The sequence below is a fragment of the Arthrobacter sp. Y81 genome (genome assembly GCF_002929335.1).
Classification (GTDB): Bacteria; Actinomycetota; Actinomycetes; order Actinomycetales; family Micrococcaceae; genus Arthrobacter.
The window spans coordinates 66,990-81,475 of the sequence record NZ_PJIL01000016.1; the positions used below are offsets into that span (position 1 = coordinate 66,990).

Genomic DNA, 14,486 nt, shown 5'->3' on the forward strand with positions numbered 1-14,486 from the left:
CTTCGGCCAGGGAACCCTGCCGGCGTGGGCCCAGCACCGGCACCCTAACCTCGCTCCGCTTCGGCCAGGGAACCCTGCCGGCGTGGGCCCACCACCGGCACCTGGCCCGTGGGCTATTGCCCGGTGGGCAGGTTCTGCAGCTCTTCCTGGCCCACGCAGTTCCTGGTGGCCTTGATCTTCCCGGCAGCGGCGGACAGTTCCGCCAGCACGGTCGCGGAACTGATCTGGTCCGGGTCCATGAGGATCTCCGTGGCCGGTTCACGGCCGAACGTGGTCAGCGTCCACACGGGGTCGCCTTCCTTGATGACCCAGTCGATGCCGTTGACGCTGACGCAGCGGTCGGTGGTGGGGCCGGGCACGTTGACCCCGCAGCGCAGGATGACCTTGGACGGATCGCCCCAGGCGGCGGTTGCCTGGCTGTTGGTCTTCCGCAGCCCGGCATCACCCATGGTGTCCGGAAGGGCAACCATCATGGGGGCACAGGCCGGGTTGGCCGCGTCCTTGGCCGGCGACACGTCTACCGTCGGGGCGCACGCGCTGAGGGCCAGCACCACGGCCGCCGCCGTTGCCGGGAAGCCAAGCGAACTGATGGTAACCGGGGTGCGGAGCGGGTGCATGATTTAAGCCTATCCCGCCCCGGCATGCCCGTCGGACGCCGCCGGACGGACGAGGTCCGGCCGGACGCCGGCAGACCGGGTCCGCGCCGGGCCCGGGGAACGGATGTCGGTCCCTGACTGTAGCGTAGAGCTGTGCCTGAAACTCACCTCACCGTCGCCGGACTTTCCGAGTCCGAACTCCTGGCCAAGATCTTTCCGCGCCTCAACAACGGGCCCGGGCAGGGCGCGTCGCTCCTGCTTGGACCCGGGGATGACGCCGCCATTGTGGCCGCCCCGGACGGGCGGACGGTTGTCAGCATTGACACCCAGGTGCAGGACCAGGATTTCCGGCTGGAATGGCGCAACGGATACCGGACCACAGGCTTCGACGTCGGCTGGAAAGCCGCCGCCCAGAACCTCAGCGACATCAACGCCATGGGCGCACGGTCCACGTCCATGGTGGTGAGCCTGACCCTGCCGCCGGAGACGGCGGTCTCCTGGGTGGAGGATTTCGCGGACGGCCTTTCCCACGCCATCCGGGACCTTGGTGCTGCCGGATGTTCCGTTGCCGGCGGGGACCTCGGCCGCGGGCGGGAACTCGCTGTCACCGTGGCCATCCTGGGGACGCTGGACGGCAAGGAAGCCGTACTGCGCTCGGGCGCCCGCCCGGGTCATACCGTTGCGCTTGCCGGAACGGTGGGGCACGCGGCGGCCGGCCTTGCCCTGCTTGAGTCCGGGCCAAGCGTTGACCTGCTGACGCCGGAGCAGCGGATCATCATGGACAGGCAATGCCGGCCGCTTCCGCCGCTCGCTGCCGGGCCGTCAGCGCTCGCCGCCGGAGCCTCGGCAATGATGGACATTTCGGACGGACTGATCCGCGACGGCAACCGCCTGGCCGCCGCGAGCGGCGTCGTCCTGGACCTGGATCCGGCTGTGCTGAAGCAACTCACCGGGCCTTTGTCTGCAGCCGCTGACGCGGTTGGCGGGGACCCCATGGCATGGGTGCTCGGCGGCGGGGAGGATCATGGACTTCTCGCCACATTCCCCGCGGACGTAGAGCTGCCTCCGGGTTTCGCTGCGATAGGCTCAGTAGAAGCCCTTGCACCAATGGAAAGCACTGGCGTCAAGATAGCGGGCCGGCCCGCGGACACTGTGGGATGGGATCACTTTGCAGACTAAGATTGCCGCCAACGCGCAAGCGATGAAGCGGTGGTTGGGCAAGGCCGAAACAGCGCTCGGGAACCACAGCGACCGGCTCAATGCCATAAACATCTTTCCCGTGGCCGACGGCGATACCGGCACCAACCTCTACCTGACGGTCCGTGCCGCCGCGCAGGCCCTCAACGGCCCCGCAGCACCACATCACCCTGGGACTGCGAACCCGGCGGGGAGCCACGGCCAGCAGGACGTCGGGGCACTGCTTGCGCGGGCCGGAGAGGCCGCCATGGAACAGGCGCGCGGTAACTCGGGCACCTTGTTCTCGGTGTTCCTGTGCGCCGCCGCCGAGCCTTTGGCCGGCCATACCCGCCTCAGCTCGCCGTTGCTGGCCGCCGCGCTGAACCGGGCCCAGATCCGGGCCTGGTCCGCTCTGAGCGATCCCGTGCCGGGGACCATGCTCTCGGTGATGGAGGCGGCTGCACGGGCGGCGGCCGGCGTGGACGCCGACCAGAACGGGGACGACAGCAACCATGCCCTGGGGCTCGCCCTGGACGCCGCGGTTGAGGCGGCCCTGGAAGCGGTCGTCCGGACCGAGGACCAGTTGGCCGCCCTGCACGAAGCCCACGTCGTTGACGCTGGAGGGGTGGGGATGCTGCTGATCCTGGACTGCCTGCGCTCCGCTGTGCTGGGCGAAGAACTTCAAAGCGAAATGCTGGACGGCCTGCATGGCTACGACGTCCAGGATCCCCACATCCATGCGGACCTGCCCGACGACGACGGCGTGGAAGTCATGTGCACCATCAGCCTCTCGCCCCTGGATGCGGCCACCCTCCGCCAGCGCCTGGACGAAATGGGTGATTCGGTGATCATGAGCCAGGTGGGCGGCACCATGGACGCCGGCGGAAAGTACCGCTGGCGCGTGCACGTCCACGTTTCCGCCCCCGAACCGGCCGTGGCACTGATCGGTTCCCTCGGGGAACCCACGGACATCTCGGTCAGCCAGCTCGCCTTGCCTCGGGATCCCAACGGACATGAACGCTGAGCTGGACCTCGGCCTGGAACGCCGCATCGGCAAACGGTCTGCAGCCGTCATCGAGAAACATCTGGGCATCACCACAGTGGGCGGCTTGCTCAACTACTTTCCGCGCCGCTACCTCAGCCGAGGTGAGCTGACCCCCATCAGCGAGGTGCCGCTGGATGAAGAGGTCACCCTCATCGCGCGCGTCGTCTCCAACAGCACCAGGGCCATGCGGGCCCGCCGCGGCACGCTCACCGACGTCGTCATTACGGACGATTCCGCAACCAAACACAACAGCCAGGGCAGCGCCGGCAGGCTTCCTGGTGCCGGCGTGCCCGGCACCCTGAAGGTGAGCTTCTTCAACGGTTACCGCGCCAAAGCGGAGCTGCTCCCGGGCCGGCGGGCCCTGTTCTCGGGCAAAGTCACCCGGTACGCCGGCAGCCTGAGCCTCACGAACCCTGACTTCCAGCTGCTGGACGAGGACCCTGACACCCCGGGCATGGACCCGGAGAAGCTCGCCGCCATGCCCATCCCGATCTATCCGGCAACGGCCAAACTCACCAGCTGGTCCATCCAGAAAGTGATCTCCACCCTCCTGGACACTGTCGACTTGGATGTCCTGGACGATCCGCTGCCGGCCGACGTCTCGGCCCGGGAGAAGTTCCTGCCGGCGGCGGAGGCCTACCGGCTGATCCATACCCCGCAGGTGCCCGGCGACTGGCAGCGGGCCAGGGACCGCTTCAGGTACCAGGAGGCCCTGGTCCTCCAGTCCGCGCTCGCGCGGCGCCGCGCCCAGCTGGCCGCCGAGGAGGCCACGGCCCGGCGGCCGGTTACGGACGGAATCCTGACGGCGTTCGACCGCCAGCTGCCCTTTACGCTTACCGCCGGCCAGTCCGCCGTCGGAAAAACACTCGCGGAGGAGCTGTCGCAGGACAGCCCCATGAACCGGCTCCTCCAGGGCGAGGTGGGGTCCGGCAAGACCATCGTCGCCCTCCGCGCCATGCTCCAGGTGGTTGACGCCGGGGGACAGGCCGCCCTGCTGGCGCCTACCGAAGTCCTGGCGGCCCAGCACTTCGAATCCATCCGCCGGACGCTGGGGCCGCTGTCTCGCGTCGGCCTGCTGGGCGGATCGGGCCCCGATTCCGTGCAGGTCACACTCCTTACCGGATCGATGCCCACTGCGGCCCGCAGGCAGGCCATGCTGGACGCAGCTTCAGGCACTGCCGGGATCGTGATCGGGACGCATGCCCTGCTCAGCGACAATGTCTCGTTCTACGACCTCGGCCTGATCGTTGTGGATGAGCAGCACCGCTTCGGAGTCGAGCAGCGCGACGCCCTGCGTGCGAAAGCCAGCAAGCCTCCGCACCTGTTGGTCATGACCGCCACGCCCATTCCCAGGACCGTGGCCATGACCGTGTTCGGCGATCTTGAAACATCGGTGCTGGACGAACTCCCCGCGGGCCGCGCCCCCATTTCCACGCACGTCGTTGGCCTCGCCGAAAATCCCGGTTGGGCGGGACGCATCTGGTCCCGGTCCCGGGAAGAGATCGACGCCGGCCACCAGGTTTACGTCGTGTGTCCCAAGATCGGCGAGGACGACGACGGCGACTTCAGTCCCGGGGAAGCAGAACCGTCCGCCGCCGAGCTGGAAGGTGACGGCCCGGCCCGCGAGCTCGCGTCCGTCACCGCCGTCGTCGAACACCTCAACGATGAACCGGCGCTGGCCGGCGTTTCGGTGGCGCCGCTGCACGGCCGGCAGGATCCTGTCCTGAAATCCGCAACCATGGCGTCCTTCACAGCGAATGAAACCAAGCTGCTGGTGTCCACCACCGTGATCGAGGTTGGTGTTGACGTCCACAACGCCACACTTATGGTGATCCTGGATGCGGACAGGTTCGGCATCTCCCAGCTGCACCAGCTTCGCGGACGGGTGGGCCGGGGCGGCTTGCCCGGCACCTGCCTCCTGGTCACCACGCTGGAACCAGGCCACCCCAGCCGCCGCCGGCTGGACGCCGTGGCGGCCACAACGGACGGGTTCGAGCTGTCGCAGGAGGACCTGAAGCTGCGGCGCGAAGGCGACATCCTGGGAGCGTCGCAGTCCGGCGGGCGGTCCGCGCTCAAACTGCTGCGCGTGCTGGAGCACGAATCCGTCATCTCGAAGGCGCGCCAGGACGCCCAGCGGATCGTCGCCCGGGATCCCGGCCTGACGGAGCATTCCGCTCTCGCGAAGGCAATAGAAGAGTACCTGAACCCTGAAAAGGAGGCGTTCCTTGAGCGTGGCTAGGAATTTGCGCATGGCTGCAACCAGCGGGCAGGTGCGGGCATGAGCCGCATCATTGCCGGCACCGGGGGCGGAATGCCGCTGGTCAGCGTGCCGGGTTCCACGACCCGTCCCACCACGGACCGCGTCAAGGAAGCCCTCTTCTCCCGCCTGGAGGCATTCAACGTGGTGGCGGGTGCCCGGGTTCTTGACCTCTACGCGGGCTCCGGTTCCCTGGGCGTGGAAAGTGCCAGCCGCGGGGCGGAAACCGTAGACCTGGTGGAGTTCGACGGCAAAGCCAGCGAGGTTTGCCAGCGCAACGCCGACCTCGTCAACGGGGCCATTGGCCGCAAAGCAGTATCGGTGCACCGGTCGCGGGTGGAGTCCTTCCTGGAAAGGACAGTGCAAGGCACCCTGTGGGACCTTGTTTTCCTGGACCCGCCGTATCCGCTGGACGAGCCCGCCATGGGTGCTGTGCTGGAAGAGCTGTCACCGTACCTGGCGGAGGCCGCCGTCGTGGTGGTGGAACGCTCCTCCCGCAGCCCCGAACCGGGTTGGCCGGCGTCGCTGGAACGGTTCGCCGAGAAAAAATACGGCGAGACCAAACTGTGGTTTGCCGAACCCGTGGGCGGCAGCAGCTGACAGGACGGAAGCCGGGGTCCTGACCGTGCCTGCGGGGCGCCGCAGCCTAGCCCGAGAGAGCGTCGAGGTCCACGCCGGCCAGCACCGTCGCGGGGTGCGGGCCACGCGCCGTCAGCTCCTCGGTCCATCCGGCGGGCCAGGGACCCTGGGTGCCGATGAGGATGATGTTGCCGGGATGGCGGCCGGCGAACATTCCGGATTCGGCGAAGGCTGACACTCCGGACATGGCCCGCCGCAGGGCAGCAACTTGGCTTCGGACCAGCGTCAGCCCCGGTTCGTCGCCGACGTTGACGATCAGCACGCCGCGCGGTGTCAGTCTTGCCGCTGCTTCCTCGTAGAACCTGGTGCAGGCGATATGCTCCGGCGCCTCCGGCCCGGAGAAGATGTCCAGGATCACGACGTCGAAACGGAGTTCCGCAGGCAGCTCCGCCAGCGCGTCGCGGGCGTCGCCGATCAGTGTGTGCAGCTCCGTTCCGTCGGGCATCGGCAGCTGCTGCAGCACAAAGTCCAGCAGCTCGCGCTCAAGCTCCACGGCGTATTGCAGGGACCCCGGTCGGGTCGCCTGGATGTAGCGGGCCAGCGTCAGCGCCCCGGCCCCAAGATGCAGCGCATTGACGGGTTCGCCGACAGGGGCGGCCAGATCCACGACGTGCCCGATCCGGCGGAGGTACTCATAGAAGATCTCGCCCGGCTCGGCGAGGTTCACATGCGACTGTTCCGCTCCGCCGATGCTGAGCACATAGGCTCCCTCGGTAAAGGCGTCCGGTTCGATGGCTGCGTGCTGTCCGGTTGTCCGAAGGAAACGTGAAGCTGCCGCGGGCCGAGCAGCCATCGTCAGAGCCTGTCGCGAAGCGTCGCGAGCCTGGCGGCGGCTTCTTCGAGGACTTCGGTCTTCTTGCAGAAGGCAAAGCGGAGCAGGCTGCGGGTCCGTTCGGCGCCCTCGGGATGGCAGAAGACGGGTACCGGGATGGCGGCGACCCCCACAAGTTCCGGAAGCCTCCTTGCCAGGTCGACGGAGTCGGAGATCCCCAGCGGGGCCGTGTCCACATTCACGAAGTACGTTCCCTGCGGTGTGAAGACGTCCAGGCCGGCGGCCTTCAACCCGTCGCTGAGGATGTCGCGCTTGTGCCTGAGGGTCTCAGAAATTCCCGTGTAGAAATCGTCCGTAAGGCCGAGCCCCACAGCGATGGCACCCTGGAACGGTGTGCCGGAGCTGTAGGTCAGGAACTGTTTCACTGTCCGGATGGCCGCCACCAGGTGTTCGGGTCCGCTCAGCCAGCCGATCTTCCATCCGGTGAAGGAGAACGTCTTGCCTGCGGAGGAAATGGTGACGGTCCTGCCGGCAGCGCCGGGCAGCGAGGCCACGGGGATGTGCCGGTCGCCGAACGTCAGGTGCTCGTAGACCTCATCGGTGATGATCACGGCGTCGTGCCGGGCGGCAAGTTCGACGACGCGCTGAAGCACGTCGCGGGGGAAAACCGCGCCGGTGGGGTTGTGCGGATTGTTGATGAGCACCACCTTGGTGCGGCTGCTGAAGGCCGCTTCCAGGGCCGCCATGTCTGGCATGAAGTCCGGAGCGAGCAGTGGAGCCGTCACGTGCGTGGCGCCCGCCAGTCCGATCATGGCGCCGTAGGAGTCGTAGAACGGTTCGAAGGTGAGCACTTCGTCGCCGGGTTCCACGAGCGCCAGCAATGAAGCCGCAATGGCTTCGGTTGCTCCGGTGGTGACGATGATCTCTGTCTCCGGGTCCGGCGTCAGGCCGTAGAAGCGCTCCTGGTGCGCCGCAATGGCCTCGCGCAAGGGAAGGATTCCCTTGCCCGGTGCGTATTGGTTGGCGCCGGCAGCGATGGCAGCCTGCGCAGCCGCCTTGATCTCCGCCGGACCGTCCTCATCAGGGAAACCCTGTCCCAGGTTGATGGCACCGGTCCGGACCGCGAGGGTGGTCATCTCCTCGAAGATCGTGACGCCGAGGGTGCCGTCGGCTGCCAGCAGGTTGGCTCCTGATGCCGCCCGCTGCCACGGTGCCGGAACTGATGTGGTCACTGTCTGCCTGCCTGTCGGTTGGTTGCGGCGTTCGCTGCCCGCCCGACAAGAACGACGCCCACTGCAACGGTGCATGGAATGTTCGACTCGGGCATCCAGTCATGTTATCCCGGCCCGCGGATGCGGTAGGTTCGGAGCATGAGACGTGCCGTATGCCCAGGCTCCTTCGACCCGATCCACAATGGCCATCTGGAAGTCATCGCGCGGGCCGCGGGCCTCTTTGACGAAGTCATCGTGGCGGTGTCCACCAACTACGCCAAGAAGTACCGCTTTCCGCTGGAAGAGCGGATCGACATGGCCCGCGAGACCCTGGCGTCACTGCAAGGCATCGTGGTGGAACCGGTGGGGGAGGGCCTGCTGGCCGAATACTGCCGGCAGCGGGGTGTGTCCGCGATCGTGAAGGGCCTCCGTTCCTCCTCCGACTTCGACTATGAGCTCCCGATGGCAACCATGAACCGGCAGTTGAGCGGCGTAGAAACGGTGTTCCTTCCCGCTGAAGGCCACTACCTCCACTTGTCGTCAACGCTCATTAAGGAAGTCTTCACGCTGGGCGGCAATGTGTCCGATTATGTGCCCAGGTCCGTATTGAAACGGCTGCTTGCGGGCGGGTCGTCTTCGGATTAGCCCGGCAGAGGGTAGGCTTGATCGGTACGCAACGGCCCCTGCCGGTTTTGCGGCCCATTCCCTGCCTGTCACGTGGTGCTTTACTGTGTGGCGTCCGGCCGGTTTGAGTCCGCCCGGGAGATCAGGCTAAGATAGTACGTCGGTCATATGTTCAACAGGAGTTCTCATTAAACGAGATGCTAGTTCGCCCTTGGCGTTCGACGTCAAGGACCTCGGACGCAGTCCGGGGAGCATGCGGACGCTGACGGAACATGTACCTGCACCAAGTGATCTTGGTGTAGCGCTCATTGGCGTTCAGCAAGGCTCGGACATCGAGCTGGACCTGAGGCTCGAGGCCGTACACGAAGGAATTCTGGTATCAGGAACCGTTATCGTCGAAGTGACTGGCGAATGCGGCCGATGCCTGGATCCCCTTGCGTATGATCTCGAAGTCAATGTGCAAGAACTTTTCTTCTACGAGGGCGCCCAGTTCTCGGACGGAGAAGACGAAGAAGAGCAATATCGAATCGAGCACGATCTAATCGATCTTGAGCCGGTGTTGCGGGACGCAGTTGTAACCATGCTGCCGTTCCAGCCGGTGTGCCGGGAAGACTGCCAGGGCCTTTGCTCCAAATGCGGAGTACGCCTGGAAGACGAGCCGGGGCATCACCACGAGGTCGTAGATCCTCGCTGGGCTGCCCTAGCTGACTTGGCTAAGCCTGACCGGCAAAACTGATTTGTAAGTGTTTTTCTAGAGAGAAATGAGTTAGCCGTGGCTGTCCCGAAGCGGAAAATGTCTCGCTCGAATACCCGCGCCCGCCGCTCCCAGTGGAAGGCAACTGCCCCCCACCTGGTGAAGACTGTCGAGAACGGCCAGGTCACGTACAGCCTGCCGCACCAGGCAAAGGTCGTTACCGACTCGGCTGGCACCGCGCTGTTCCTTGAATACAAGGGCCGCAAGGTCGCAGACGTCTAATCGGCCCACTGGCTGAACATGACGTCTTCAACTGAAGAGCTTCTGAAGCGTCTCGGTGTCTCTATTGACGCCGGGACGCTTCGTCTTGCTCTGACACACCGTTCCTACGCCTACGAAAACGGCGGCATACCCACCAACGAGCGCCTCGAGTTCCTGGGCGATTCCATCCTGGGCTTCTCCGTGACGGATGCGTTGTACCGCGACAACCCTGCCTTGCCTGAAGGTGACCTCGCGAAGCGGCGGTCAGCCGTGGTGAGCACCCGGGCACTTGCCGGAATCGGCCGCAGCCTCGGTATCGGTGACTACATCTACCTCGGACAGGGCGAAAAGCTTACCGACGGCAAGAACAAGTCATCCATCCTGGCGGACACCATGGAGGCCCTCATTGGCGCCACCTACGTGTCCAACGACATCGAGACGGCCCGCCAACTGGTCATGCGGCTGATCGGTCCGCTGCTCCAGGACGCCGCTGCGCTTGGCGCCGGAACCGACTGGAAAACCAGTATCCAGGAGTTGGCGGCCAGCCGTCAGTTGGGCAGCATCTACTACGCCGTGGAGGGTTCAGGCCCGGACCATGCGCGGACGTTTGAAGCCGTGCTCCGGATCGGCGGGACCGACTACGGGCAGGGCGCCGGACGCTCCAAAAAGGAAGCCGAGCAGGAAGCTGCCGCCGATGCGTGGCGGAAGCTGTCGGCTGCCGGGACGCCAAGCCTCCCGGCGGAATCCGAAGCCGGCCGCTAGGTTTTCCGTGCCCGAACTGCCGGAAGTCGAAGTGGTCCGCCGCGGACTGGTTAGTTGGGTCCGCGGCAGGACCATTACCTCTGTTGACGTCCTGGATCCGCGCTCCATCCGCCGGCACGCACTCGGCGCGCAGGATTTTGCCGGCAACCTCGAAGGCGCACGGGTCCTGGACGTGGTGCGGCGCGGAAAGTTCCTCTGGCTTCCGCTGGAGGAAGCCGGTGCAGTGCAGCCGGCGGACGGAGAGTCCCGGCCCGCAGTTGCCCTGATGGCGCATCTGGGCATGAGCGGCCAGCTGCTGATGCAGGATGCCGGCGTGCCGGACGAGAAGCACCTGAAAATCCGCCTGCGGCTGAGCCCGGCTGAGGGCATGCCGGAGCAGCTCAGATTCGTGGACCAGCGCATTTTCGGCGGACTGTTCGTGACGTCCCTGATCCCGACATCCGACGGCGGACCAGGGGGCCTGGGGGAGTTACCGGCACCGGTCATTGCCGAAGAAGCCGCCCACATCGCCCGGGACCCGCTGGATCCGCATTTCTCCTTCGAGTCGTTCTACCGCCGGCTGCGGATTCGAAAGACCGGCCTCAAGCGTGCACTCCTGGACCAGGGACTGGTGTCCGGTATCGGCAACATCTACGCGGACGAGGCACTGTGGCGGGCGCGGCTCCATTACGCGCGGCCCACCGACACGCTCCGCCGCGCCGAAGCGCTGAGGGTTCTCGAAGCCGCCCGTGAGGTGATGCTGGACGCCCTTGCCGCCGGCGGTACCAGCTTCGACTCCCTCTACGTCAACGTCAACGGCGCTTCCGGGTACTTCGACCGGTCCCTCAACGCCTACGGCAGGGAAAACCAGGAGTGCAAGCGCTGCGCCGCTGCGGGAATTGTGAGCCTCATGAAGCGCGAACAGTTCATGAACCGGTCGTCCTATACGTGCCCGGTGTGCCAGCCGCGTCCCCGTAACGGCCGGTGGTAGAGGTCCCAAAAAGCAGGTAGCGCCACTCTACCGAACTGTTCCTCACAGGTGACACACTGTGCCCAAGGCAGCCGCGGCTGCTGGAATCGCAGGCGCGTTGGTCTCCAACGCCTGAACGGGAGGCGGGGGGCCCAATGATAGCCAAGCGGCTTGTCATCGTGGGGGTGAGTGTTGCAGCAGCGCTTGGCGGCGCCGCTGTTTTTCTTGATCAGATGGCGGGAGCCCCGGACGTCAGCGCGGCCGCGACTTCAGATTCCGTTCCCACGGCCTCGGCCGGCCCCGGCGGATCACTGTCGCCGGGAGGCTTGCCCCCGGGAGACCCGCCGGCCGGCGACGGGACAGCTGACGAACCGGAAGCGGCAGCCGGCGCCGGGAACGGGCCTGCTTCCGGATCCGGGGAATCAACGGGCAGCCCTGCACCGGCGTCAGGGGCGCGGGAAGTTCTTCCCCCGGTGGCGGCAGCCCCCGCCGGTCTTCCGCTCCCATCCCAGCCGGCTGCACTGGTCAGCATGCCGCTGCCGGCCACGGCGTCCGCCCAGGGGAAGATTGTTGAAGGCTTCCCTGCGGATGCCCTCCCCTTCCCGGAAGGAACCGTCGTCGTGTCCACGGGCGTTTCGGCGGCGGACGCTGTCCTGCAGGTGACGGCGGATGCCATTTCGGCGGCGGGCCAGGACTCGGTAGTGGGCCATTTCCAGCAGCGGCTCTCAACCCTCAACTTCTGGTCCGAGCCGGCCCCGGCCGCGGAGGGGCAGCGGTCCGTCCGCTTCGTCAGGGGCAGCGATTCGATAACCCTGACCACGTCAACAACGGGCACGGGCAGCACGCGTTTCATGTTGCTCGGCAACCTTCACACGACGGCGGGCTAGCGGCCATGTATATCTCGGTCTCGGATCGGAACGGCGGCAAGAAGGACGCACAGCCGGCGTCGAATGATCCCAAACTTCCGCAGCAGGCGTTCCGCTTGTCGCCTGTCATCCTCTGGCTGGGCATCGTCAGCATGTTCACCGACATATCCTCCGAATCGGTATCCGCTGTCCTTCCCCTTTACATCACAGGATTTCTGGGCCTGTCCGCCATTGCCTTCGGGATTCTTGACGGAATCAACCAGGGGGCCAGCGCCATCGTCAGAATCGCCGCGGGGTGGGCAGCGGACCGGAGCGGGCATCCGAAACGAATTGCACTCGCAGGCTATGGCCTGTCCATGGCAGCCAGGGTTGGTTTCCTATTCGCCGGCGGTTTCTGGGCTCTGACGGCGATCGTTACCGGTGACCGGATCGGCAAAGGTATCCGCACGGCACCGCGGGACGCCCTCATCACCGTCTCCGCCCAGCCCGAGTATCTGGCACGGCACTTCGGCGTGCACCGGATGTTGGACAATATCGGCGCCGCGACTGGCCCGTTGTTGGCGTTCTTCATCCTCATGCTGATCCCCAACGGCTACGGAACCCTATTCGTGGTTTCCCTTGCCTTCGCGGTGATCGGAGTGGCCACGCTCGCCCTGCTGGTGCCCAACCTGAAAACGGGCAAGCCCGCAGGGTCCGCGCCGGAACCGCGCCGCAGCCCTTCCTTCGTTTTCCGCTGGAGCCTGTTGCGGGAACCCGGACTGGGCCGGCTGCTCGTCGCCTCGGGGCTTCTCGGACTGCTGACGGTTGGAGACGGATTCATCTACCTTGTCCTGCAGGATCGTGATTCTTTCGCCGTGCAGTGGTTCCCGCTGCTGTATGTGGGCACTAACGTGGTCTTCCTCATTCTTGCGATCCCGCTGGGCCGGTTGGCGGACCGTTGGGGGAAGGCAAAAGTCTTCGTGGCGGGTCATATTGCCCTCCTGCTGTGCTACGTCCTCGCTGCCGCACCGCTGGGCGGATTGGGCCCCACGCTGGGGTGCCTGGTTCTGCTCGGTGCCTTCTACGCCGCAACCGACGGCGTTCTCGCCGCCCTGGCTAGCCAGCTCACGCCGCCGGAGAAACTGGCCACCGGGATCGGCGCCGCCCAGACCGTCGTGGCACTGAGTCGTATGGCCGCTTCGGCCGGCTTTGGTGTCCTGTGGTTTTCGCTCGGTCCGTCCACGGCCATGATGGTGGTGGGTGGCTGTCTCGCCGTCGCCTTACCGGCCTCGCTGCTGATCCTCCGGGCGGGCGTTCGTCAGAGGCAGTCGGCTTGAACCCCGCCGGAGGCAGGAAGCGCTGGATCATCCTGTTGGCGATCACTGTACTGGTCCTCGCTGGCGCCGGTTCCTATGCCGCGGTAGCTTTCCAGCGCTTTCAGGACAGCCGCTCGGCTGCTTCCGCCGTCAGCGTGGCTTCGGGTGGTGCCCTGCCGGCCGCGTCGTTTGTGATGTTCCGCAATACGGCTCCGGGCCAGGGATACGGCATGGCCGGTACTGTTCCCCTCGCCGCACCATCCGGCCAGCGGTTCCTGGCGGCTGAGGCCTGCGACAGGATTTACGGGACGGCACGGAACGTCATCTGCCTGAAGACAAACCGGGGGCTTGTCACCAACTTCGAAGCAGTGCTGCTGAACAGGGAATGGCAGCCGACCGGACGGTGGGCAGTACCCGGTATCCCCAGCCGTACACGCATGAGTGCCGACGGTTCCCTGGTGTCCACTACCGTGTTCGTCTCCGGCCACTCGTACGGCGCTTCGGGCTTTTCGACCGAGACTTCCATCACCCGGACGGACGGGGGGCCCGGAACCGGGAACCTGGAAGACTTCGCCCTCCTTGTCAACGGATCACGGGTGACGGCAGCAGACCGCAACATCTGGGGCGTGACCTTCGTGCCCGGAGACGCTGACGCGTTCTATGCCACGGCGGCTTCGTCAGGGCGGATCTGGCTCGTCAAGGGAAGTATGTCCGGCAGGACGCTCACAGCTGTCCACGACGGCGTCGAATGCCCGTCGGTGTCTCCCGACGGAGGCCGTGTGGCGTACAAGAAGAACACCGGCACGGCGCTGGCTGCCCACTGGAAGGTCGCCATCCTGGACCTGGCCAGCGACAAGGAAACAGTCCTCGCGGAGCCGCGGAGCGTTGATGACCAGATCGAGTGGCTCGACGACGGGACACTGCTCTACGGCCTAGCCCGGGACGGCGCCGAGGGCGACAGCGACATCTGGCAGATCAAGACGGATCCGTCCGCCGTTGCCTCCCTCTACATTGAGCACGCCTGGTCTCCTGCCGTGGTTCGGTAGCGCATAGCCCGTATCCCAACGGCCGGCCCCACGGCCGGCGGCAAAACCCGGTTCACTGATCCCAACGTGTTCTCCTGGTCCCAACGCACGCCCCCCGCGTCGGGACCGCCACACCCCCGCGTCGGGACCGCGGCACTGCCGTTGCCAGGGCGTCACGGCCACGTCGGCCGCCACCATGTCCCGGCCGCCGGTGGACGCCCGGGCGCCGGGCCCGGACCGGCGTTCTCCAGCCGGCATGCTTTCGCCGGCCGCCCACGCAAGGCAGGGCCCCTTGGCATGTTTGCCAAGGGGCC

15 protein-coding genes are annotated in these 14,486 nt (G+C 66.2%); 12 read left to right on the plus strand and 3 right to left on the minus strand.

The window, feature by feature from the left end:
• Window positions 1-113 precede the first annotated feature (113 nt).
• Complete coding sequence (locus tag CXQ91_RS18670) at window positions 114-617, minus strand: DUF3515 domain-containing protein (protein ID WP_104175390.1); 504 nt, start codon at window positions 615-617, stop codon at window positions 114-116.
• A 132-nt stretch (window positions 618-749) separates the two neighbouring features.
• Here CXQ91_RS18670 and thiL point away from each other — a divergent pair, with 132 nt between their 5' ends.
• Genes thiL through rsmD form a run of 4 tightly spaced genes read left to right on the plus strand, consistent with a single transcriptional unit; the run spans window position 750 to window position 5,674 of the window.
• A complete protein-coding gene (thiL, locus tag CXQ91_RS18675; RefSeq protein ID WP_104175391.1) occupies window positions 750-1,775 on the plus strand; it encodes a thiamine-phosphate kinase in 1,026 nt (341 codons plus the stop codon).
• Between the two features lie 22 nt (window positions 1,776-1,797).
• Complete coding sequence (locus CXQ91_RS18680) at window positions 1,798-2,796, plus strand: DAK2 domain-containing protein (protein ID WP_104175392.1); 999 nt, start codon at window positions 1,798-1,800, stop codon at window positions 2,794-2,796.
• Entirely contained in the window at window positions 2,786-5,056 is a 2,271-nt protein-coding gene (locus CXQ91_RS18685) for an ATP-dependent DNA helicase RecG (protein ID WP_104175393.1), read from the plus strand. Before CXQ91_RS18680 ends, CXQ91_RS18685 begins: the two co-directional genes overlap by 11 nt.
• Before the next feature lie 39 nt (window positions 5,057-5,095).
• Window positions 5,096-5,674, plus strand: a complete 579-nt coding sequence (gene rsmD, locus CXQ91_RS18690; RefSeq protein WP_104175394.1) for a 16S rRNA (guanine(966)-N(2))-methyltransferase RsmD — start codon at window positions 5,096-5,098, stop codon at window positions 5,672-5,674.
• A gap of 46 nt (window positions 5,675-5,720) precedes the next feature.
• Here the strand turns inward: rsmD and CXQ91_RS18695 are convergent, their stop codons facing one another.
• Window positions 5,721-6,506 carry a spermidine synthase gene (locus tag CXQ91_RS18695; RefSeq protein ID WP_104175395.1) on the minus strand — a complete coding sequence of 262 codons (786 nt, stop codon included), beginning with the start codon at window positions 6,504-6,506 and terminating at the stop codon, window positions 5,721-5,723.
• Between the two features lie 2 nt (window positions 6,507-6,508).
• Window positions 6,509-7,717 carry an aminotransferase class I/II-fold pyridoxal phosphate-dependent enzyme gene (locus CXQ91_RS18700; protein ID WP_104175396.1) on the minus strand — a complete coding sequence of 403 codons (1,209 nt, stop codon included), beginning with the start codon at window positions 7,715-7,717 and terminating at the stop codon, window positions 6,509-6,511.
• Window positions 7,718-7,855: 138 nt separating this feature from the next.
• Between CXQ91_RS18700 and coaD the strand changes: the two genes are divergently transcribed.
• The 8 genes from coaD to CXQ91_RS18740 all read left to right on the plus strand — a co-directional run bounded on the left by coaD (window position 7,856) and on the right by CXQ91_RS18740 (window position 14,193).
• Window positions 7,856-8,341, plus strand: a complete 486-nt coding sequence (coaD, locus tag CXQ91_RS18705) for a pantetheine-phosphate adenylyltransferase (RefSeq protein ID WP_104175397.1) — start codon at window positions 7,856-7,858, stop codon at window positions 8,339-8,341.
• Window positions 8,342-8,531: 190 nt separating this feature from the next.
• Window positions 8,532-9,056, plus strand: coding sequence for a DUF177 domain-containing protein (locus CXQ91_RS18710; RefSeq protein ID WP_104175398.1), 525 nt, complete (start codon window positions 8,532-8,534; stop codon window positions 9,054-9,056).
• Between the two features lie 36 nt (window positions 9,057-9,092).
• A complete protein-coding gene (rpmF, locus tag CXQ91_RS18715; protein ID WP_009356569.1) occupies window positions 9,093-9,296 on the plus strand; it encodes a 50S ribosomal protein L32 in 204 nt (67 codons plus the stop codon).
• Window positions 9,297-9,314: 18 nt separating this feature from the next.
• Window positions 9,315-10,037 (plus strand): ribonuclease III, encoded by a 723-nt coding sequence (gene rnc / locus CXQ91_RS18720; protein WP_104175399.1) that lies wholly within the window; start codon window positions 9,315-9,317, stop codon window positions 10,035-10,037.
• A gap of 7 nt (window positions 10,038-10,044) precedes the next feature.
• The gene (gene mutM / locus CXQ91_RS18725; RefSeq protein WP_104175400.1) at window positions 10,045-11,007 is read left to right on the plus strand and encodes a bifunctional DNA-formamidopyrimidine glycosylase/DNA-(apurinic or apyrimidinic site) lyase; all 963 of its coding nucleotides are present in this window, start codon (window positions 10,045-10,047) and stop codon (window positions 11,005-11,007) included.
• A gap of 134 nt (window positions 11,008-11,141) precedes the next feature.
• A complete protein-coding gene (locus tag CXQ91_RS18730) occupies window positions 11,142-11,873 on the plus strand; it encodes a hypothetical protein (RefSeq protein WP_104175401.1) in 732 nt (243 codons plus the stop codon).
• Window positions 11,874-11,878: 5 nt separating this feature from the next.
• Entirely contained in the window at window positions 11,879-13,168 is a 1,290-nt protein-coding gene (locus CXQ91_RS18735; protein WP_181038952.1) for an MFS transporter, read from the plus strand.
• Window positions 13,165-14,193: a hypothetical protein gene (locus CXQ91_RS18740; protein ID WP_104175402.1), complete on the plus strand. Its 1,029-nt coding sequence runs from the start codon at window positions 13,165-13,167 to the stop codon at window positions 14,191-14,193. The genes CXQ91_RS18735 and CXQ91_RS18740 overlap by 4 nt, the downstream gene beginning before the upstream one ends.
• The last annotated feature ends 293 nt before the right edge of the window (window positions 14,194-14,486 follow it).

Excerpts from the sequence above, each read along its gene's own strand:
- rsmD (WP_104175394.1), top strand. The coding sequence starts at position 5,096 with ATGAGCCGCATCATTGCCGGCACCGGGGGCGGAATGCCGCTGGTCAGC.
- rnc (WP_104175399.1), top strand. The coding sequence starts at position 9,315 with ATGACGTCTTCAACTGAAGAGCTTCTGAAGCGTCTCGGTGTCTCTATT.
- CXQ91_RS18735 (WP_181038952.1), top strand. The coding sequence starts at position 11,879 with ATGTATATCTCGGTCTCGGATCGGAACGGCGGCAAGAAGGACGCACAG.
- CXQ91_RS18670 (WP_104175390.1), bottom strand. The coding sequence starts at position 617 with ATGCACCCGCTCCGCACCCCGGTTACCATCAGTTCGCTTGGCTTCCCG.
- CXQ91_RS18695 (WP_104175395.1), bottom strand. The coding sequence starts at position 6,506 with ATGGCTGCTCGGCCCGCGGCAGCTTCACGTTTCCTTCGGACAACCGGA.
- coaD (WP_104175397.1), top strand. The coding sequence starts at position 7,856 with ATGAGACGTGCCGTATGCCCAGGCTCCTTCGACCCGATCCACAATGGC.
- CXQ91_RS18730 (WP_104175401.1), top strand. The coding sequence starts at position 11,142 with ATGATAGCCAAGCGGCTTGTCATCGTGGGGGTGAGTGTTGCAGCAGCG.
- CXQ91_RS18680 (WP_104175392.1), top strand. The coding sequence starts at position 1,798 with ATGAAGCGGTGGTTGGGCAAGGCCGAAACAGCGCTCGGGAACCACAGC.
- CXQ91_RS18685 (WP_104175393.1), top strand. The coding sequence starts at position 2,786 with ATGAACGCTGAGCTGGACCTCGGCCTGGAACGCCGCATCGGCAAACGG.